The organism is Pinirhizobacter sp., assembly GCF_036499745.1.
In the GTDB taxonomy this organism is placed as follows: domain Bacteria; phylum Pseudomonadota; class Gammaproteobacteria; order Xanthomonadales; family Rhodanobacteraceae; genus Pinirhizobacter.
This window is the reverse complement of record NZ_DASYDG010000059.1, coordinates 24,525-44,382: the sequence shown is the minus strand read 5'-3', so window position 1 is coordinate 44,382 and position 19,858 is coordinate 24,525. Positions and strand designations below refer to the sequence as shown.

18 protein-coding genes are annotated in these 19,858 nt (G+C 62.7%); 17 read left to right on the top strand and 1 reads right to left on the bottom strand.

Annotated features, from left to right (window positions below; genetic code table 11):
* Positions 1 to 69: 69 nt before the first annotated feature.
* Complete coding sequence (locus VGM61_RS19410) at positions 70 to 702, bottom strand: FMN-dependent NADH-azoreductase (RefSeq protein WP_331524586.1); 633 nt, start codon at positions 700 to 702, stop codon at positions 70 to 72.
* Positions 703 to 839: 137 nt separating this feature from the next.
* Between VGM61_RS19410 and VGM61_RS19405 the strand changes: the two genes are divergently transcribed.
* The 17 genes from VGM61_RS19405 (at position 840) to VGM61_RS19325 (ending at position 19,816) form a co-directional block, all read left to right on the top strand.
* Entirely contained in the window at positions 840 to 1,298 is a 459-nt protein-coding gene (locus tag VGM61_RS19405) for a helix-turn-helix domain-containing protein (RefSeq protein WP_331524585.1), read from the top strand.
* 267 nt (positions 1,299 to 1,565) lie between these two features.
* Complete coding sequence (locus VGM61_RS19400) at positions 1,566 to 2,483, top strand: hypothetical protein (protein WP_331524584.1); 918 nt, start codon at positions 1,566 to 1,568, stop codon at positions 2,481 to 2,483.
* A 26-nt stretch (positions 2,484 to 2,509) separates the two neighbouring features.
* On the top strand, positions 2,510 to 2,860 hold the full coding sequence (locus VGM61_RS19580; RefSeq protein ID WP_414694920.1) for a hypothetical protein: 351 nt from the start codon (positions 2,510 to 2,512) through the stop codon (positions 2,858 to 2,860).
* Positions 2,861 to 3,092: 232 nt separating this feature from the next.
* Positions 3,093 to 6,092, top strand: a complete 3,000-nt coding sequence (locus VGM61_RS19390; protein ID WP_331524582.1) for a TonB-dependent receptor — start codon at positions 3,093 to 3,095, stop codon at positions 6,090 to 6,092.
* A gap of 102 nt (positions 6,093 to 6,194) precedes the next feature.
* Positions 6,195 to 6,950 carry a methanethiol S-methyltransferase gene (mddA, locus tag VGM61_RS19385; protein WP_331524581.1) on the top strand — a complete coding sequence of 252 codons (756 nt, stop codon included), beginning with the start codon at positions 6,195 to 6,197 and terminating at the stop codon, positions 6,948 to 6,950.
* Positions 6,951 to 7,119: 169 nt separating this feature from the next.
* Entirely contained in the window at positions 7,120 to 7,674 is a 555-nt protein-coding gene (locus tag VGM61_RS19380; RefSeq protein ID WP_331524580.1) for a hypothetical protein, read from the top strand.
* A 45-nt stretch (positions 7,675 to 7,719) separates the two neighbouring features.
* Complete coding sequence (locus VGM61_RS19375) at positions 7,720 to 8,520, top strand: transporter (RefSeq protein WP_331524579.1); 801 nt, start codon at positions 7,720 to 7,722, stop codon at positions 8,518 to 8,520.
* A 205-nt stretch (positions 8,521 to 8,725) separates the two neighbouring features.
* Positions 8,726 to 8,818 (top strand): K(+)-transporting ATPase subunit F, encoded by a 93-nt coding sequence (gene kdpF / locus VGM61_RS19370; RefSeq protein ID WP_331524578.1) that lies wholly within the window; start codon positions 8,726 to 8,728, stop codon positions 8,816 to 8,818.
* Positions 8,815 to 10,617, top strand: coding sequence for a potassium-transporting ATPase subunit KdpA (kdpA, locus tag VGM61_RS19365; protein ID WP_331524577.1), 1,803 nt, complete (start codon positions 8,815 to 8,817; stop codon positions 10,615 to 10,617). Before kdpF ends, kdpA begins: the two co-directional genes overlap by 4 nt.
* An 8-nt stretch (positions 10,618 to 10,625) precedes the next feature.
* The gene (gene kdpB, locus VGM61_RS19360) at positions 10,626 to 12,719 is read left to right on the top strand and encodes a potassium-transporting ATPase subunit KdpB (protein WP_331524576.1); all 2,094 of its coding nucleotides are present in this window, start codon (positions 10,626 to 10,628) and stop codon (positions 12,717 to 12,719) included.
* A 63-nt stretch (positions 12,720 to 12,782) separates the two neighbouring features.
* Complete coding sequence (kdpC, locus tag VGM61_RS19355; RefSeq protein ID WP_331524575.1) at positions 12,783 to 13,355, top strand: potassium-transporting ATPase subunit KdpC; 573 nt, start codon at positions 12,783 to 12,785, stop codon at positions 13,353 to 13,355.
* 42 nt (positions 13,356 to 13,397) lie between these two features.
* On the top strand, positions 13,398 to 16,055 hold the full coding sequence (locus tag VGM61_RS19350; RefSeq protein ID WP_331524601.1) for a sensor histidine kinase KdpD: 2,658 nt from the start codon (positions 13,398 to 13,400) through the stop codon (positions 16,053 to 16,055).
* On the top strand, positions 16,052 to 16,753 hold the full coding sequence (locus VGM61_RS19345; protein ID WP_331524574.1) for a response regulator: 702 nt from the start codon (positions 16,052 to 16,054) through the stop codon (positions 16,751 to 16,753). Before VGM61_RS19350 ends, VGM61_RS19345 begins: the two co-directional genes overlap by 4 nt.
* A 215-nt stretch (positions 16,754 to 16,968) precedes the next feature.
* On the top strand, positions 16,969 to 18,492 hold the full coding sequence (locus VGM61_RS19340; protein ID WP_331524573.1) for a serine hydrolase domain-containing protein: 1,524 nt from the start codon (positions 16,969 to 16,971) through the stop codon (positions 18,490 to 18,492).
* A 73-nt stretch (positions 18,493 to 18,565) separates the two neighbouring features.
* The gene (locus VGM61_RS19335; protein ID WP_331524572.1) at positions 18,566 to 18,934 is read left to right on the top strand and encodes a DUF6249 domain-containing protein; all 369 of its coding nucleotides are present in this window, start codon (positions 18,566 to 18,568) and stop codon (positions 18,932 to 18,934) included.
* Positions 18,927 to 19,496 (top strand): RNA polymerase sigma factor, encoded by a 570-nt coding sequence (locus VGM61_RS19330; protein WP_331524571.1) that lies wholly within the window; start codon positions 18,927 to 18,929, stop codon positions 19,494 to 19,496. Before VGM61_RS19335 ends, VGM61_RS19330 begins: the two co-directional genes overlap by 8 nt.
* Positions 19,493 to 19,816, top strand: coding sequence for a DUF5056 domain-containing protein (locus VGM61_RS19325; RefSeq protein WP_331524570.1), 324 nt, complete (start codon positions 19,493 to 19,495; stop codon positions 19,814 to 19,816). Before VGM61_RS19330 ends, VGM61_RS19325 begins: the two co-directional genes overlap by 4 nt.
* Positions 19,817 to 19,858 lie beyond the last annotated feature (42 nt).

Sequence of the window (19,858 nt, the reverse complement as noted above, 5' to 3'; positions counted from 1 at the left end):
CGCTGCCCTCCCAAGGCGCAACCTCGTAGGCATGTCCCCTCCAAGGGAAATGATTTCCTGCCGGAGGCGTTAGATCGTCGTCGCAGAGATCACGCCGATGTGGTTCATTGCGCTTTCCAGGGAGGCTGCGTTGGCCTCCGGACCGTAGGCCAGGCCTTCCGCCACGACCACCTCGATATCGTCGATCCCGACGAGCGCGAAGATGTCCCGCAGATAGCGCTCGGCGTGCTCGCGGTGCGCGAACGGCGTGCCGTCGGCAAACACACCGCCACGGGCGATAGCAACGATTACCCGCTTTCCTCTGGCCAAGCCGACCGGTCCCGCGCCACCGCCGTAGGTGAAGGTCTTGCCGGCGACGATCACGCGATCGATCCAGGCTTTCAACGAGCTCGGGATCGAATAGTTGTAGAACGCCACGCCGATCACGAGGGTGTCGGCGGCCAGGAACTCCGCGAGGACGTTCGCACTTTCGACCGCGTCGGCCTGTAGCGCTGGACTGAGCCCTGACGCGTCTACCGCTTCGACAACGGCTGCAAACACCGGCTCGGACAAGTGCGGCAACGGATAGGCCGCGAGATCCCGATAGGTGATCTCAAGGGTTTCGTCGGTTTGCTTGAGCTTGTCCACAATGGCGGCAGACAGGCGCCGACTCACCGAGTTGCTCGTTTGAATACTGGTGTCCAGATGCAGCAGCTTGCTCATGGAAAGACCCTCGATTGGATAGTGATCCGAGCCGTCGGCTTCCTCAGCGAGGCGGGATCGCCTATCGGTTCGTAACGATAAATTTGTTCGTGATACTATCTTTGATATCGCGTGCACCCACAAGAACGCACTAATAAGTGCTGTACGAACACCCATGTTCCTTGCTGAAAAATTTGGAGAACGCCGTGGCTAACGCGAGACCGTCGCCGGTCAAAGTCCTTGAACCCGACGAAGACATCCAGGCTGAGTGCAAGGCGCTCGCACAGGTGCTCGATCGCATCGGGGACAAATGGACCGTGATGGTGGTCGGCGTGCTCTCAGACGGACCTCAGCGCTTCAGCACCGTCCTGCGCACGATCGGCGCGGTGTCGCATCGCATGCTCACGTTGACCTTGAGAGGCCTCGAACGTGATGGTCTGGTCACCCGGACGATCTATCCCACGATTCCGCCCAAGGTTGAATACGAACTCACCGACATGGGGCGCTCGCTGATAGGGCCTTTAAGGACACTTTCATCCTGGGGAAGAAAGAATCGCCCGGCGATCGAGGAAGCGAGGGTGCGTTTCGATGCACAAGCAGAAGCGTCGGAGGCATGAAGAGTCAGCCGATGACTGGCCTTCGCCAAGGCATATCGATACCGAACCAGTTCGCGCAGGACCCTGCTCCATCTGGGGAACCCTTAATGAAATAGCCTGTCTACCGACGTTGGCGCGAAACACGCGTTGAAGACATGCGCACGTTCTTGCGCGGATAGTTGGCTTGAATGGGGCGGTATCATCGAACGTACGGGGCAGGGCCAAGATCACCGGGAGGGCGCATCCGCGCGCAGTCCGGCATTACTCGACAGCGAAACGTGTGAGACCTTGGGTCGCAGGCGCTGGCGACAGCCGGCGCTTAAGCCTCGGGCGAACGTGCTCGTGCTGGCTTTGGTATTGGCGCTGCATATGTTGTTCGCGCTGACGCTGTGGTCTCCAAGGCAGCCAGCACCTGTCGATAGCGAGCAGAAGCTGATCGTGCGTCTTCTCGATGACACCCGCACGTCGCGTACCGCGCCGCCGCCAGCACCACCCGAACTGCCCGAGTTGGTGTCGCCGCGCCGGGCGGCGGCAGCACGTGTTCGCCCTGAGTCGCACGAAAAACCACCTCGTGATGCGATGGTTGTGCAAGATCATGAGGCAGCACCTGCTCCGGCGGCCTCCGTGGCCACACCGGCCACCAGCAGTTTGTTCGCCAAGGATGGCTCGATACGGTTATCGCCCGCGCCGATCCCGGCCGCACCCACGGCCGAAGCCAAACCGGCCAAGCCCGCGGACGATCGTCAGATCATGCAGCACGACAGCAACCGCATGCACTACAAGGCCACGCGTTTCGAGAAGTATTTCCCGCCGCCGGACGAGACAGCCGGTGGTGCAGTGGGTCGCCATATAGGCGATGCGATCCATGAGATCGCCAAAAGTCTGTGCGATCCGGACAAGAGCAGTACGGCTTCCACCATGCTGTGCGGCGCACCTCCGCCGCCGGCCTCGCGAAAGAATACCGACGAGCGCCTCAATCTACCGGCCGCGTCGCTGGTCGGCGACCCGCCTCCGGTCACCGTGCCACTGCCGACTTGTATCGCCCAGTACAACGACGGCAAGCCACTGTCGCATGGCTGCCCGGTAAACACGCCTGACCTGGCCTTCAAGGCCCAGATGCGCGTATGCATCGATCTGTTCCGTGCGGGCAGGCGCCTGAAGCCCGACTGCCCAGCCGACACGCCCGAGCGCGCAGCCGCCGAGTAGTCCCCGCCGCGGCGTGCCCGGGCCTGGTGATCTGGCACTCCACCGACCTGGTGAACTGGACGCCGGTCACCGGCCTTTCGCGACGCGATCGTGTTCTGAAGACCTTTACGTGCGCGGAGGAACAAACCTGGATGCGCGTATCGATGCAGGCATCGAGCTTGCGCATACGCGTGACCCATCAGGATCACGTTGTGACGTACCACTATTCGCTCGACAACGGAAAAACCTGGCAATTGCATGGCCTTCGCATGGAGGTATCGGGCATCCACCACAACGTGTTTGGTGGATTCCTGAGCCTGAGGACTGGCGTTTACAGCGCAGGCGAGGGCAGCGTGGTGATGCGGGATTTCACCTACCGGGCTTTAGCCAGGGAGTAGGGGTTTCACCGTTCGATGTGGCAACCGCAAACGAAGAAACATTACTCGCGCCCATCAATTTCGCAATTGTGTGTCACGACAGCGCAATACAGCATGCGCCACCACCAAGCAGGACGTGACGTTGCCAGGGCCAGTCATCCGGCCTGACGCAGCCACCGGGTCGCGGGGGCCCGGGGATACGAAGCTTGCAGTTTCGGCCGATGGCCAACGACAAGACGGGAGAGTTCTGACCATGATTGAGGCTGTGCGCGGGAAGACCGCCTATGCGGTCCAGCATTGCTTGCCACGGGCGCGTCTTTCGGCGGCCGTGGCCATAGGCATGACGCTGCTCTATGCGCCGCTCGGCGCCCACGCCCAGCAGGCGGCGACGCCCCAGGAACAGGCGCAAAGCCAGGCCAGGGACCAAGCCAAGCCCGCCGATGCTAAAACCAGGAAAAAACCGGAAGCCTCCAGTGCCAAGGACGCCAAGGACCTCGAAGCCGTCACCGTGACAGGTATCCGCGCATCGGTGGAGAAGGCGCAGGACGTCAAACGCGACGCCGACACCTTCGTCGATTCGTTATCCGCCACGGACATCGGCGCGCTGCCGGATCGCAGCGTCACTGAGACCCTGTCGCGCATTCCCGGCGTCACCATCGACCATTTCCTCTCCCAAGGCGATCCGGAGCACTTCTCTGCCGAAGGCAATGGTGTGCAGGTGCGCGGCCTCACGCAGGTGCGTTCCGAATTGAATGGTGGCGACAGTTTCTCCGCCAATGGCGGGCGGGCCCTCAGCTTCCAGGACGTGCCCTCGGAATTGATGTCCGGCGTCGACGTCTACAAGAACCAGACGGCCCAGATGATCGAGGGCGGCCTGGGCGGTACGGTGAACCTGCGCACCTTCATGCCCTTCGACTTCCCGGGCCAGAAGATCGCCGCTTCAGCCAGCGAGAACTACGGCGACTTCGCCAAGAAGTACAAGCCCTCCGGCTCGGTGCTCTACAGCAATCGCTGGAACACCAGCCTCGGGGAAATGGGTTTCCTCCTCGACGTCGCCGATTCCCAACTGTCCACGCGCACGGACGGCCTGTTCGTGCGTCCGTTCTTCAAGAACGCAGACGGCATCTGGGTGCCGCGCGGCGCCGACTGGCGCACCTTGCTCTACGATCGCAAGCGCGATGGTGCCTACCTGGCCTTCCAGTGGCGTCCCAGCGACGATCTTGACCTTTACGCCACCGCGTTCCAGAGCAAATACCACGAAGTCTGGAACGAGGATGCGATCTTCGTGAGCAACGACCCAACCCAGGTGACGGTGGACGCCAGCCAGCCGAGCCAGGTCAATGGCGGGGTGTTCCAGTCCGGTCGCCTCACGCAGAATGGCGGCATGCCGATGGGCACCGACATCCGCGCATCCGACAGCCACTCCAAGACCACGGACTTCACCACCGGGATGAAGTGGCGGCTGGGCACGGGCACTGAACTCACAAGCTCCGTGCAGTTCGTCAAGGCCACCACCAACAGTCTGGATTCCACGGTGGCGCTGGGCACCAACGTGCCCTACATCGACGTCGCCCTGAACGGTAACAACCCGCCGCACATCGGCGTCGATCCCAACTTCACCGGGAATCCCGCCAATTACTACTGGGGGTTCACCATGGATCACCAGGATCAGAACTATGCGAAAGAACTGGCCTGGCGCGCCGACATTTCGCACAGCTTCGCTGACGGGTTCGTGCAGGGGGTGAGGGCAGGCGTGCGCCTGACCAACCGTGATGCCGACAACATCGATACCGGCTATAACTGGGTGCCCGTGTTCCAGACCTGGATGCAAGGCTGGGCAATACCCGGCGGTGCCATGCCCGGCCTGGATTTGAACGGCACGGTCAATACCAGCCTGGTGCACCTGGACACGTTCAAGAATTTCTACCGGGGCGACGCCGGCATACCAGGAGCGTTCTATGCACCGGTCCCGTCCACCGCGCTTGGCTACCCGGGCAGCTACGCGGATATCCACAACGCCGCCGTCCCGTATTACATCGCCGGCAGCGGTTATGACGTCCCATACAAGCCCACGTTGCTCGATGCTTCGCACACCAACCTTCAGCACGAAAAAACCTACGCGGCGTACGCCATGCTCGACTTCGGGGTGGACGATGCCAATCTGAGCGGCAACATCGGCGTGCGTGCGGTGAAGACAAGGAATGCCGCCCAAGGCTTCCTGACGTATCCCGACCAGGCGTTTGCGCCCTATCTGGGCGCGGGCCAATCTACGCCCATCAGCGCCCGCAACGAGTACACGGACATCCTGCCCAGCTTGAACGTGAAGTGGGAGTTCGCTCCGAACCTGATCACGCGTTTTGCCTTTTCCAAGGCGATTGCGCGGCCGGACTTCAGCCAGATGCAGGCCTATCAGATTCTCAATGCCGCCGTGCTTTCAGGCTATACGCCGCCGCCCGGCACCACCACCCTGCCGACCGACAAGCTGACCCTGACGGGCACTTCGACCACCAGCAATCCGTACCTGACGCCGATGAAGGCTAACCAGTTCGATCTGTCGCTGGAGTGGTACTTCGATCAGGACCACGGCGGCATGGCCTGGGTCAGTCTGTTCCACAAGGGGATAAGCGACTATTTCCGCAACGAGTCGCAATTCGTGGCGTATCCCGGTATCGATGGCAACAACTATCAGTATCTGATCACCCACCCCGTAAACGTCGGCAAGGCGACCATCGATGGCGCGGAATTCGGCTGGAATCAGTTCTTCGATTTCCTGCCGGTCAAGGGCTTCGGCATGTCGGTGAACTACACCTACATCCGGAGCAGGACCCATGTGCCGAACGAGACTACCGCGGTGCCGGTGGATACCGATGGCTCCACATTCGGCAGCCTCCCGGCGGATGGCCTGTCGAGGGATTCCCTCAATGTCGCCGGCTTCTACGAGCACGGCCCGTGGCAAATCCGGCTGGCCTACAACTGGCGCAGCCAGTATCTGCTGTCGATCGGTCCGAACGGCTACAACGGTACCGATAACAACATTCCGTGGAAGCTGCCGGTCTTCGCCGATGCCTACGGACAGCTGGACGGTTCGATCTTCTACTCGTTCAACGAGCATGTGAAGCTCGGCGTGGAGATGAACAACCTCAATAACGCCGAACAGCGCACGATCATGTATCAGAATGGATCGGGCAAGCACATCACTTCCTGGTACGTGAACGATACCCGTTATGCGCTGACGCTGCGCGCGACGTTCTGATCGTGCAGTGCCTGAGCAGTCGGTATGTCGTCGACCAAATGGGGTAGGGCCCTTGCCGACCCTACCGTGATAGCGTGATCGCCTCTCCGATGGGGGCAGCTTATGCAACGCATGGTGGCGGTGGGCTTTGCCCTTGTTGCGTATATTCTTTTTTTCGCGAGTTTCCTGTGGCTCATCGCCTTCCTGGGCGACGTCAAGATATTTCCAACGAGGATCAACGACGCCGTCAACGGCACGCCCGTGGCCCAGGCCATCGGTGTCGACCTGCTCCTTATCGCCTTATTCGGCATACAGCACAGCGTCATGGCGCGACCCGGGTTCAAAGCGCGCTTGACCCGAATCGTACCGGCTTCGGTCGAAAGATCGATCTACGTGCTGGCAGCCGCTGCCGCCCTGGCGATCATGCTCGGCTATTGGCATACGCTTGGCGGGGCGATCTGGGACGTGCGTGAAGGCGCGGCAGCGCCGTTGATCTGGGCGGTGTTCGCTACGGGCTGGGCCGTCGTGTTGCTAAGTACTTTTCTTATTAATCACTTCGAACTGTTCGGACTGAGTCAGGCGTGGCACCACGGTCGAGCGCGGGAAGATCGCCCCCCACAATTGCGCGAACCGCTCCTCTACCGCTGGGTCCGACACCCGCTATACCTGGGCTTTATCATTGCCTTCTGGGCAACGCCGCACCTGACCATGAGTCATCTATTGTTCGCGGCGGGCATGACCTTCTACATCTTCATCGGGATCGCGCATGAAGAGCGCGACCTGCTTGCCCATTTCGGCCCTGCCTACGACGACTATCGAAAACGCGTCGGAATGATCGTGCCTGGCATGGGGCGGCGACAGGGTCGGCCCAACGACTGACCCCCGGCATGAACCTCGTGCATTAGAGGCAATGGAAGTAGGCGCCTACGAACCGCACAGCAAAACCTGTAAAACATACGAAATTTTTGCGCCAATCCGCCTGCGCTTTGCGGCAACTTTGCGCCTCTCCTGATTAAGATCACTCCACATTTTCCGAGGTGGACGTGGCATGAGCATTCTCATTCTTCAGGGCCCCAACAAGTCGAACCGTTCGGCGGTGGCTAGCTACTTTCAGGCAGGTGAGTCGACCGCCCGTGTTCCCGTGGAGGTGCTGACCTGCCCGGATGTTTCTGGAGTGGTTCGAGCGCTGACCGCAGGTCGGGAACATGGGGTGGAGGTGGTCATCCTCGAACTTGGCAACCTTTCTGCAGAGTTCGCCTTATCGGCACCTCAGGCCCTCGTTCAAGCCTTGCATGAGGTGGGCGTGCCGTTCATCGAAGTCGCGGGTGACGATGGTCCTGATCTTGAGGTCCTGAGCGATCACCAAATTGCCCCACTGGCCAGCGTGCTGTGGATTGGCGAGCGAAGTGGTGGGTTGCGCATGGGCCTGGCCATCGCGCGAAACTACTTGAAAGGTCGAGGCCGTCTGCGTCTCGGGGGCGCCGGGGCGGCGAATGATCCTGAGGGTGGCCAGCATATCCGGGTCGAGACGGACCGGCGTGGCCCCCTAGCCAATCAGAGTTGGCTCGACGAGTACGAGTTGGGTGGCTACGCGGGCATCTAACTTATCGAGCCACTCATTTCGTGGCTCCTTTTTTTTGAGATCATCATGAAATCACAGCACGCCTTTCTGGCGCTCCTGGCCTTGTCCAGCGGCGCGTCCCCCGTCTTTGCCCAGGATTCGGCTACGGCCCCCTTGTGCACGGATCGACCCACCAAGTCCAATGCGACCTGCACGGTGCCCGAAGGCAGCTGGCAAGTGGAGTCGGACTTGCCCAATGTCACACGCAACGATGATGGCGGAGTCAGGACCACTACCACCTACGCCATCAATCCTTATCTTAAATATGGCATCGATGATCATCAGGACATCGAAGTCAATTGGGCGCCGCAAGTCCGCGTACGTACCGATGACGGCACTGCGCGGCATACGATCGATGGCGCAGGGGATGTATTTGTGCGCTACAAAGTTCGTTTTTTCAGCAACGACACGGTAGCGATCGCCTTGCTACCCTACATCAAGGCACCCACTGCCAACCACGATATCGGCAACCGCCGTTGGGAAGGCGGGGTGATTGTGCCCATCAGCATCACGCTGCCCAACAAGTTCACGTTGGTGCTTGGGCCTGAAGTGGATGCGCTCGCCGATAGCTCGGGCACCGGTCGCCACGCCGCCTACACCAACCTGGTCAACCTGTCGCGACCAATCTCGGATCGGCTCGGCATCGCCGTCGAATATTGGACCCAGGACAACCACGATCCCGCAGGCACCATCCGCCAGCGCTCGGCGGATGTCGCGTTGACCGTGGCCGCCACCTCGACGCTGCAGTTCGATGTGGGTGCCAACTTCGGGCTCAATGACGCCACGCCCGATCGCCAGATTTACCTGGGGTTCTCTACGCGCTTCTAGGGCGGCTGCCAAGCCTTAAAATATACACACTTTTTACGGCAAACCCCGAACGCGCTACGGCGAAGTTACGGGGTTTGCACTTACCATTTTTCTCGATCCAATTACCGAGATTCCCGATGGACGTCCTGTTCTTGTTGTTGCTAGTGGGCCTGACCGCCTTGACTGGCGGCTTTCTGGCGCTCTGCGAGCACCTGGAGCGCGCGCGATGACCGCCATGTATGTGATTGCCGCCGTTATCGCGCTGGCCCTGGTGGGCTACCTGGCCACGGCTCTACTTAAACCGGAGTGGTTCGAATGACTGCCAACGATTGGCTGCAGATGGCCGTGTTCATGGCCGTGCTGCTTATCCTCGTTAAGCCGCTCGGCGCCTACATGGCTGCCGTGTTCGAGGACGCGCCTAACCGAATCAACCGGGTGGGTGCGCCCATCGAGCGCTTCGTCTACAAGATCAGTGGCATCCGCGCCGACGAAGACATGAGTTGGAAGCGCTATGCGCTTGCGATGCTGATGTTCAACCTCATTGGCCTGCTAGCGGTTTATCTACTACAGCGCTTCCAGGGAGTCTTGCCGCTGAACCCTCAGCACCTGCCGGCCGTGTCGGCCGACTCGGCGATGAATACCGCCATCAGCTTTGCAACGAATACCAATTGGCAAGGCTACGGCGGCGAGTCGACGATGAGCTACCTGACCCAGATGCTGGGCCTTTCGGTCCAGAACTTCCTTTCCGCTGCCACCGGCATCGCCGTGCTTATTGCTGTGATCCGTGGTTTCACCCGTCGCTCGGCCCGGGCGCTCGGTAACTTCTGGGTCGATATGACCCGCAGCACGCTATATGTGCTGCTGCCCCTGGCCCTGGTCCTGGCCACGGTGCTCATGAGCCAGGGCGTGGTGCAAAGCTTCAAACCCTATGTGGAAGTACCGCTGGTCGAGGCAACAACGGCCACCCAGCCCGTGCTCGATGGCAACGGCCAACCCAAGCTCGATGCCGCCGGTAAGCCGGTCACCGAAGAGGTCCCGGTGAAGACCCAGATCCTGCCCATGGGTGCGGCAGCCTCGCAGATTGCGATCAAGCAATTGGGCACCAACGGCGGCGGGTTCTTCAATGTCAACTCCGCTCATCCGTTCGAGAACCCCACGCCGTTGGCGAACTTTCTCGAGCTGCTGTCCATCCTGCTGATCCCGGCCGCGCTTTGCTATACGTTCGGCAAGATGGTGGGGGATCGCCGGCAGGGCTGGGCACTGCTGGGGGCGATGCTGTTGATCTTCGTTCCGCTCCTGTTGATCTGCACCGGGGCAGAGCAGGGGGGTAATCCCGCTTTGCATGGACTGGCGGTGGACCAGACCGCCTCGGCGCTCCAGGCCGGCGGCAACATGGAGGGCAAGGAAACCCGCTTCGGTATCGTCAACTCCACACTGTGGGCAACGGCAACCACCGCCGCATCCAACGGGTCGGTCAACGCCATGCATGACTCATTCACCCCGATCGGGGGGCTGGTGCCCATGTGGCTGATCCAGTTGGGCGAGGTGATCTTTGGCGGGGTGGGATCGGGGCTTTACGGCATGCTGGCTTTTGCGGTGGTCGCTGTGTTCTTCGCAGGGCTCATGGTCGGACGCACCCCCGAATACCTGGGCAAGAAGATCGAAGCCCACGAGATGAAGATGGCCAGCCTGGCCGTGTTGCTGCCCTGCGCGCTGGTGGTGATTGGCGCCGCCGTGGCCGTGATGGTGCCCGCGGGCACGGCGGGTACCGCAAACCCGGGTGCGCACGGTTTCTCGGAAATTCTCTACGCCGTCAGTTCCGCATCCAATAACAACGGCAGCGCCTTTGGCGGACTTTCGGCGAATACGCCGTTCTGGAACGCTCTGCTGGGCATCTGCATGTTCCTGGCCCGCTTCCCGCTGATGATTGCCATGCTGGCCATGGCTGGCGCCCTGGCTGCCAAGAAGCATGTGCCGGCGTCGGCCGGGACCCTGCCGACCCATACGCCCCTGTTCATTACCTTGCTCGCCTGCGTGGTCGTTGTCGTGGGCGCACTGACCTTCCTGCCTGCCCTCGCGCTCGGACCCATCGTCGAAGCGCTGATGGCGACTCACTGAGTTCACTCATGGATACCATCACCCAACAACCCATTGCCCCGCGCACGCGCCCGGCAGGAACCTTCAACGGCGATCTGATACGCAAGGCCATCGTGGATGCCTTTGCCAAGCTGAACCCGCGCCAGCAGTTCCGCAACCCGGTCATGTTCGTGGTCTTCATCTGCTCGGTGCTCACCACCGCGCTATGGGTGCAGGCCCTGGCCGGGAAGGGAGAGGCGCCCATCGCCTTCATCTTCTGGGTCAGCCTGTGGCTGTGGTTCACCTTACTGTTCGCCAACTTTGCCGAGTCGTTGGCGGAGGGGCGCGGCAAAGCCCAGGCCGCGGCACTGCGCAGTTCACGCAGAGATGTGATTGCCAAAAAGCTGGTTTCAGAAGACCGTCGTGGGGCCGTCACCTTTGTTCCGTCCAATGAGCTGCGTGCGGGCCATCTCGTCCTGGTGGAGCCTGGCGACCTTCTGCCTGGCGACGGCGAGGTAGTGGCCGGCACGGCGAGCGTGGATGAAAGCGCCATCACCGGTGAATCAGCGCCGGTGATCCGTGAGTCTGGTGGGGATCGCAATGCGGTGACCGGCGGCACGCGCCTGCTTTCGGACTGGCTGGTGGTGCGCATCAGCGCCAATCCAGGTGAGACCTTTCTTGATCGTATGATTGCCATGGTCGAGGGGGCCAATCGGCGCAAAACCCCGAACGAGATTGCCCTGACCATTCTCCTGGCCAAGTTCAGCCTGATCTTCCTGCTCGCCTGCGCCACGCTGCTGCCGTATTCGATCTACAGCGTCCAGGCGGCCGGTAGCGGCAGCCCGATCACGCTGACGGTGTTGGTCGCGCTACTGGTCTGCCTGATCCCCACCACCATCGGTGCGCTGTTGTCCGCCATCGGCATTGCCGGCATGGACCGGATGATCCAGGCCAATGTGATCGCCACCTCCGGCCGGGCGGTCGAGGCGGCGGGCGATGTCGACGTACTGCTGCTCGACAAGACCGGCACGATCACCCTGGGTAATCGCCAGGCCGTCGCTTTGCATGTGGCGCCCGGTGTCGCCGAGCAAGAGCTGGCCCAGGTGGCCCAGCTGGCCTCACTGGCCGACGACACCCCCGAAGGCCGCAGCGTGGTTGTCCTGACCGAGCAGCACTACAAGGTGGCCACCCAACGCTTGCCTGCCGAGGCCGTCTTCCAGCCCTTCACCGCACAGACCCGCATGAGCGGCGTGGACATCGGCGAGCGGGTAATCCGCAAGGGTGCGCTCGATGCCGTCGAGCGGTATCTGGGCGAGGTTCATGGGCACATGCCGCCGCGGCTGCGTCAAATGGCCGAAGAGGTGGCCCGGCGCGGCGCCACCCCGCTCGTGGTGGTCGAGGGTGACCGCGCGCTGGGCGTGATCGAACTGAAGGACATCGTCAAGGCAGGCATCAAGGAGCGATTTGCCGAGATGCGCAAGATGGGCATTCGCACGGTGATGATCACCGGCGACAATCCACTCACGGCGGCGACCATTGCCGCTGAAGCCGGTGTGGATGACTTCCTTGCCGAGGCCACGCCGGAGGCGAAGCTCAAACTCATCCGCGACATGCAGGCGGAGAGCCGCATGGTGGCCATGTGTGGCGACGGTACCAATGATGCGCCCGCCCTGGCCCAGGCCGATGTGGCCGTCGCGATGAACAGTGGCACCCAGGCGGCCAAGGAAGCCGGCAACATGGTGGATCTGGACTCCAACCCCACCAAGCTTATCGAGGTGGTTGAGATCGGCAAACAAATGCTGATTACCCGGGGGGCGCTCACCACGTTTTCCATCGCCAATGACATCGCCAAGTATTTCGCGATTATCCCGGCGGCCTTTGCCACCACATACCCCGCGCTCAACGCGCTCAATGTCATGCACCTGGCCACGCCACAAAGCGCGATTCTTTCGGCGGTGATCTTCAATGCGCTGATCATCGTGTTCCTGATTCCCCTGGCACTGAAGGGTGTCAAATACCGCGCGCTCGGCGCAGGCGCACTATTGCGGCGCAACCTTCTGGTCTATGGACTGGGCGGCATCGTGGTGCCCTTCATCGGCATCAAGCTCATCGACCTGTTGCTCGTGGCCACGGGTTTGGCCTGATCGTTGTGCGACTTCCTATCCACTGCGCCAGCGCATTTCATGTTGCCGGTGCCGGAGTGATCCATGTTTAAGCTACTTCGCCAATCCCTTGTACTGCTCGTGATTCTTACCGTGGTTACGGGTGTTATCTACCCCCTGGCTGTCACGGGCATCGGCCAGGTGGCCTTCCCGGTCCAGGCGACCGGGAGCCTTCTGGGCGCCGCTGACCACGCGGTCGGTTCAGCGCTCATCGGCCAGCCATTTGCCAGCCCCAGGTATTTTTGGAGCCGTCCGTCCGCGACCTCACCACAGGCCTACAACGGGGCATCGTCCTCGGGATCCAACCAGGGCCCGACCAATCCCGCACTGACCCAGGCCGTCAGCGATCGCGTGGCCGCTTTGCGCGCAGCCGACCCCGGCAACACGGCGCCGGTCCCCGTAGACCTGGTGACCGCCTCGGGTAGCGGTCTGGATCCGCAGATCAGCCCGGCGGCAGCGGCTTATCAAGCCGCCCGGGTGGCACGCGTCCGCGGCCTGCCCCTGGCCCGCGTTCAAGGTCTCATCGCCGATGCAACCCAAGGCCGTCAGCTGGGGATCCTCGGCGAGCCGCGGGTCAATGTGTTGACCTTGAACCTGGCCCTGGACGCCGCGCGGTAGCATGGTTACATGGCCTCCGACTCAGCTGGCATGACCCCGTCCTTGCGCGACGCGCGCGCCGATGCACTGCTTCATGCAGTCGACGGCGAGCGCGAACGACGGCTAAAGATATTCCTCGGTGCCGCACCCGGCGTCGGTAAAACCTACGCGATGCTCTCGGCCGCTCGCGAACTACATCGCCAGGGCGTGGATGTGGTTATCGGACTGGTGGAAACCCACGGACGGGCCGAGACCGCGGCGCTGATGGAAGGACTGCCTGTCTTGCCCCGGCGCACCCTGGTTCATCGCGAACGGGAGTTCACCGAGTTCGATCTGGATGCGGCGCTCACTCGACGTCCAGCGATCCTGGTGGTTGATGAGCTAGCCCACCGCAATGTCCCCGGTGCGCGGCATGAGCGTCGCTGGCAGGACATCAACGAGTTGCTGGACGCGGGCATCGAGGTGTACACGGCACTCAATGTCCAGCACCTGGAGAGCCTGAACGACCAAGTGGCACGGATCACCGGCGTGACCGTCCGCGAGACGGTGCCTGATGGCTTTCTTGACCGCGCGCGCGACATCGTGCTGGTGGACTTGCCGCCACGGGAACTGATCACGCGCTTGCGGCAAGGCAAGGTCTATGTGCCTGAAACGGCTGCCATGGCCCTGGACTCTTTTTTCGCTCCGACCCACCTGGCCGCGTTGCGCGAGTTGGCCGTCGATACTGTTGCCCGGCACGTCGATAGCGACCTGCGCGCCGACATGCTGGCCCGGGGGGAGGTCATGTCGGTGCGCCGGCGCGTGCTGGCAGCGATCGATGGAGCCGGGCAGGGCGATTATCTGGTGCGCGTCGCCCGGCGGATTGCCGAGCGGCGTAGTGCGCCATGGAGCGTGGTGTATGTCGACACCGGGGAGGTGACCGACCTCCAACGGCGTGAACGCGTCGAGCAATCCCTGCGCCTGGCCCGGCGATTGGGAGGTGAGCCGGTCATCCTGCGCGGCCACGCCATCGCCGAGGAACTGTTGGCCTATGCCGACCGCGAAGGTGTGGGCCAGATCGTGTTGGGTCGCACCCGCGAGCGCCCGTTGGCCCGGATGCTGGGCCGGTCACTCACCCAACGCCTGCTGCGCCAAGGCACGCATCTGGAGCTGACCATCGTTGCCACCCCTAACCGGCGCAAGGCCGGCAGCCGACGATGGTTGCCGCCCGGCGGCTGGGGCGCGGGCAGGGAATATATCCAGGCCACGCTGGCGACGCTGGTAGCCTTTGCGCTGGCCTTCGTCGCCGACCGGTATCTGTCAGTGGCGAACCTGGCCCTGATCTTCCTCACGGCCGTGCTGGTGGTGGCGGTACGCACACGCATGGCCGTTGCTGTCTACACTGCCCTGGCGTGCTTTCTGGGCTACAACTTCTTCTTTGCACCTCCGCGGTATACGTTGGCGATCGCCAATGTGGACGATGTCCTGGCGGTAGTGCTGTTTCTCGTGGCCGCGCTGGTTTGTAGTCGTCTGGCCACCCGCCTGGCCGCTCAGGTTCAATCCTTGCGCGCCGCTCACGCTCAGGCGCGAGCGTTGTTGGGCCTGGGCCAAGCGCTGGTCAGCAGCGCCGACGCTCCCGCGATGCGACGCGAGGCCGTCATCGCCGTCGCCCAGGCCTTGCATTGCGAAGCGGCGGTCCTCGTGCGCGATGGCGAGGGCGGGATGACCGTCGCTGCAAGTGCACCCGCCGGGGTCGTCCTATCGATGCAAGACACAGCCGCTGCAGACTGGGCCGAACGCCACGGGGAGGCGGCGGGCCGGTTCACCGATACCCTTCATGCTGCCTCCTGTTGGGTGCTTCCATTGAGCACTGAAGGCCATGCGGCCGGCGCGTTGGCCTTGCGCTGGTCGGAGGCGGTGGGCGAGCCTGACCCGGACCGGCGCGGTCTGGCCCTGTCCATGGCCCAGGACTTGAGCCAGGCGTTGGAGCGGGCGCGGTTGGTAGAGGAGCTTCAAAGCAGCCGTGTCCAGGGCGAAACCGAGCGCTTGCGCAATGCGTTGTTGTCGTCGGTATCCCACGACCTGCGCTCGCCACTGGCCTCGATGATTGGTTCGGCCGGCACTTTGCTCGGTTATGAGGGTCGCTTGCCAGCGCACGAACGCAAGGAACTGCTGGAGGGTATCCTTGGCGAAGGGCAACGGCTGGACCGCTACATCCAGAACCTGCTGGACATGACCCGCCTGGGCCATGGGACGCTGAAACTTACGCGGGACTGGATCGATGGGGCGGACATCGTCGCCGCCGCCGTGGGCCGATTGCACCGCTTGCTGCCCGATACGCTGATCCATACGGAGGCCAATGCCGGCGAGGCCTTGCTCCATGTCCATCCGGCGTTGGTGGAGCAGGCACTGTTTAATGTGCTGGAGAACGCGGCGCGCTTCTCCCCGTCTGGCGACGCGGTAAGCGTCGTGGCCACGGTGATCGACGCTCAATGGCGGGTCGAGGTGACTGACCACGGGCCAGGCATCCCCGAGGAGGAGCGTGCGCGTATTTTTGACATGTTCTACTCAGTGGCCCGCGGCGAGCGGGCCGGTCCGAGCACGGGGCTGGGCTTGGCCATCTGCCGCGGTATGATCGGCGCGCACGGTGGCACGGTCGAAGCCATGCCCGCCGTAGGAGGTGGCACCACGGTCCGCCTGACCCTTCCTATGACCCCGCCGCCGCCGCCGGCTTCACCGTGAGCAAAGCCCTCCGAATCTTGATTATCGATGACGAACCGCAGATCCGCCGGTTCCTCGATATTGGTTTACGCGCGGAAGGCTATGAGGTCGTGCTGGCGGCCACCGCTGCGGAGGGTCTGATGCTCACCGCTACTGTTGCACCGGATGTGGTGATCCTCGACCTGGGATTGCCCGACCAGGATGGTCAGCAGGTGTTGGTCCAACTGCGCACCTGGAGCGAGATCCCGGTATTGGTGCTCAGCGTTCGTGACGGGGAGCGAGACAAGGTCCGCGCGCTCGATGCGGGCGCCAACGACTATGTCACCAAGCCTTTCAGCATTCAGGAACTCATGGCCCGGCTACGTGCGTTGCTACGGCATCGTGGTCAGGACGAGCAACCGCCCATCTACGATGATGGTCGGCTTCGGGTGGATATGGCCCTGCGCGAAGTGACGGTGGACCGTCAAGCCATTTCACTTTCCCGGAAGGAGTTTGCGGTATTGGGCATGCTGGTCCGCCACCGCGGGCGGGTGGTTACCCAGCAGCAACTGTTGCGCGACATATGGGGCCCTTCGCATGTGGAAGATACGCATTACCTGCGTATTTTATTAGCCCGCTTACGCCAAAAGCTGGGCGACGACGCGACGACCCCGCGCTGGCTCAAGACCGAGCCAGGTGTGGGTTACCGGCTTGTCGATGGCGAGCGGACGCTGGGTTGAGCGTGGCGGCCACGACCTCACTGGCATGACAGCAACGGGGCACCGAAACGTCTCTCCACCGAGCCCGATCCCGTCAAGAAGGAGGACCTGCAGAGGCGGATTGCCGAACTGGAGTGAAGCGGCTAGCGAAACCGGCTGAATCCAATCAGCGGGGTTGCTGCATCTAAGGGATCAATACCGCCATGTCGGCCGGTGAGACCCAGAGAGCATCCCCCATGATCGACCGCACCTTCCTCGCCAGGGCCGTGATCCGTACGCTCAGGCTTATACCCTTGTGTGCCTGCGCTGGGCTGTTCTGCGTGGCAGCTCCATCCATGGCGGCGACATCCCTGAACCCGCAGCTGCCCGATACGCTCGAGGGCCGGCTTGCTGGCGAGCTGGTCCGGCATATCGATACCGACAACCCTACGCAGATCCGGCAGTGGGCTCCCAGCATCCTGGCCGGGTCCGTCGCAGCCGACGACAAGGCGGACTTCATCACCGGCCTGGTGTCGGCCGTACGCGATGAAGGCGGGGTGGACGTGTTCGACGTGCGTACGGACCCGCGCCAGCCGGGGCTGCTGGAAGTGGCGGTCAAGGGACGGCGCCGTGGGCAAACCGGCCTGTTCTGGCTGGTCGCCGACCCGGCGCATCCAGACCAGTTCATGCAGGTGCACCTGGTAGGAATGGACGATCCACTGTATGCCGACTGGCCCAAGGGGCCGGTGTCGCATGCGGAGCTGGGAAAACAGATACACGCCGTATTGGACCGTCTGGTGCGCGAATCCGATTTCTCTGGCTGCGTGACCGTATCCGATAGTGGCGGGACCGTGTTCGACGAATGCCGGGGCCTTGCCGATCGCACTTTCAACGTGCCGATCAACCGCCAAACCAGGTTCCACATCGGCTCTGTCGGCAAGATGTTCACCGCGGTCGCCATCGGGCAGCTGGTCGAAGCCGGCAAGCTGTCGTGGAACGACACGCTGGCGAAGCTGGTGCCGGAATATCCCGACCATGCGATGGCGCAGAAGATCACCGTGTGGGAACTGCTGCACCATACCGCGGGCCTGGGCGATTTCATGGTGCCGGAGTATTTCGAGCAATCCCAGCGCTACATCAACCCGGCGGACTACCTGGGGCTGATCGCCCGCCAGCCCAAAGTGGGTGAGCCCGGCAAGAGGCCGAGCTACAGCAACGCCGGCTACATCCTGCTCGGCCGCATCATTGAGAACGTTTCCGGCGAAAGCTACTTCGACTATATCCAGCAACACATCTTCGATCCCGCGCAAATGACATCCAGCGGCTTCGACAGCGAGGACGAGATCGTGCCCGGGCTTGCGGTCGGCTATTACCACGACGATGGGGTGTTCTCCCGAACCTGGAAGGCAAACTGGGTGCAGAGCGTCCACAAGGGCAGCCCCGCAGGTGGCGGTTACTCCACGAATGCCGACCTGCTGCGGTTCGCCGCGGCCTTGCACGGGGCCAAGCTGGTCAAGCCCGTGACACTGGCGAAGATGTTCGATGACGAAGTGCCGTTAGGCCCCCACACGGCCATTGGAGCCGGCATCGACGATCGGCTCTCGCACGGCCACCACGTCCGCGGCCACCAGGGCGGCATCGAGGGCACCACGGCCGACCTGGAAATGATCTGGGAAACCGGCGCAGCCGTAGCCCTGACCAGCAACGAGGGGCCATCGCAACACTGGTTGCTGGCCGAGCAGATTGCCGACCTGCTTGCCGCTGAAGGCGCCAAACCCTGAGCTCTGGCAGGCGCGTTGCACCCTTTTCTGTTACCAAAGCCTTCCGGCTTCATACACCCTCTGGAGCAAGACCATGGAATACCTTTTCATCCCATTTGTAGTGATGTCGGCCCCCGTACTGATCGTGCTGATCGTGCTGCGCTACCGGTATCTGCAATCCAAGGCGCGTTACCACGCCCTGATGCAGCTGGCCGACAAGGGTGTGGATCTGCCGCCACAGCTGCTGCTGGAACCGCAGGTGGCCTATTGCGAGCGGCGACGGGCGCTGGTGCTGATCGGTGGCGGCCTGGGGATCGTGGCGATGTTCCTGGCCCTGCCGGGCCAGCTCGACAACGGCCTGGGCATCAACCGCCTATGGGGCATCGGCCTGCTGCCGCTGATAACCGGCCTGGGTTACCTCGCCAGCTGGTGGTTGAACCGGCGAGGCGATGTGCGTGGCTGACAGCGCCGCCGAGGCGCACATCGATCAGGCCCTGGTAGCACGCATACGGCTGAACGGTGATCGTCGGGCATTCGAGCAACTGGTGCGCCGGAACCAGGGCATGGTGCGTGCGCAACTGCGCCGGCTGCTGCACGGCGACGATGCCGCGGCCGACGACCTGGCGCAGGAGACCTTCATCCTGGCCTGGCGGAGGCTGGACCAGTTCCGCGGTGAGGCAAGGTTTTCCAGCTGGGTGTACCGCATTGCCTACACCTGTTTCTTGCAGGCACGCCGTAGTCCCTCGCGGCTCGAGGGTGTCAGCGACGAGGCGATGGAGCAATGGCAGGCGCCGGCGCGTGCGATCGACCTGCAGCTCGACCTGGAACGCGCCATGCAACGCCTGTCCCCAGCCGAGCAGGTGGTGCTGCTGCATTGCGCGCAGATGGGCCTGAGCCACGAGGAGGCCGCCTATGTGCTGGGAATGCCGCTCGGCACGGTGAAGACCCATGCCGCGCGGGGCAAGGCAAAACTGAAAACGTGGCTGGTGGACTGGCGCGATGACAAGACGGAGGAAGCATCATGAATGCACCGCACGAAGACGCGATCGACGCGCTGCTGCGCCGGCAGTTCGAGGGGCCCGTCGCCGACGATGGTTTCAGCGATCGGGTAATGCAGCAATTGCCGCTGCGTCGCCGCCGTGTCGTGTGGCCGCTTTGGTTGGGCGTGCTGATGGGCGCAGTTGCCTGCTGGATCTGCCTGGCCAGTGTGCCGCTGTTGCATATCGGCTGGCGGGATTGGTTGGCCGGGGAGCTATCGACATCTGCCATCGGCATGTGGCTGGCGATGGCCGTTGTGTCGTTGCTGGCTATGGGGTGGGGCCTGATGGAGAGCAGGAGTCGCTAAAGAGCGCTGGGTCTGGCGATTCCGAAGGAGTACGGCGATTGA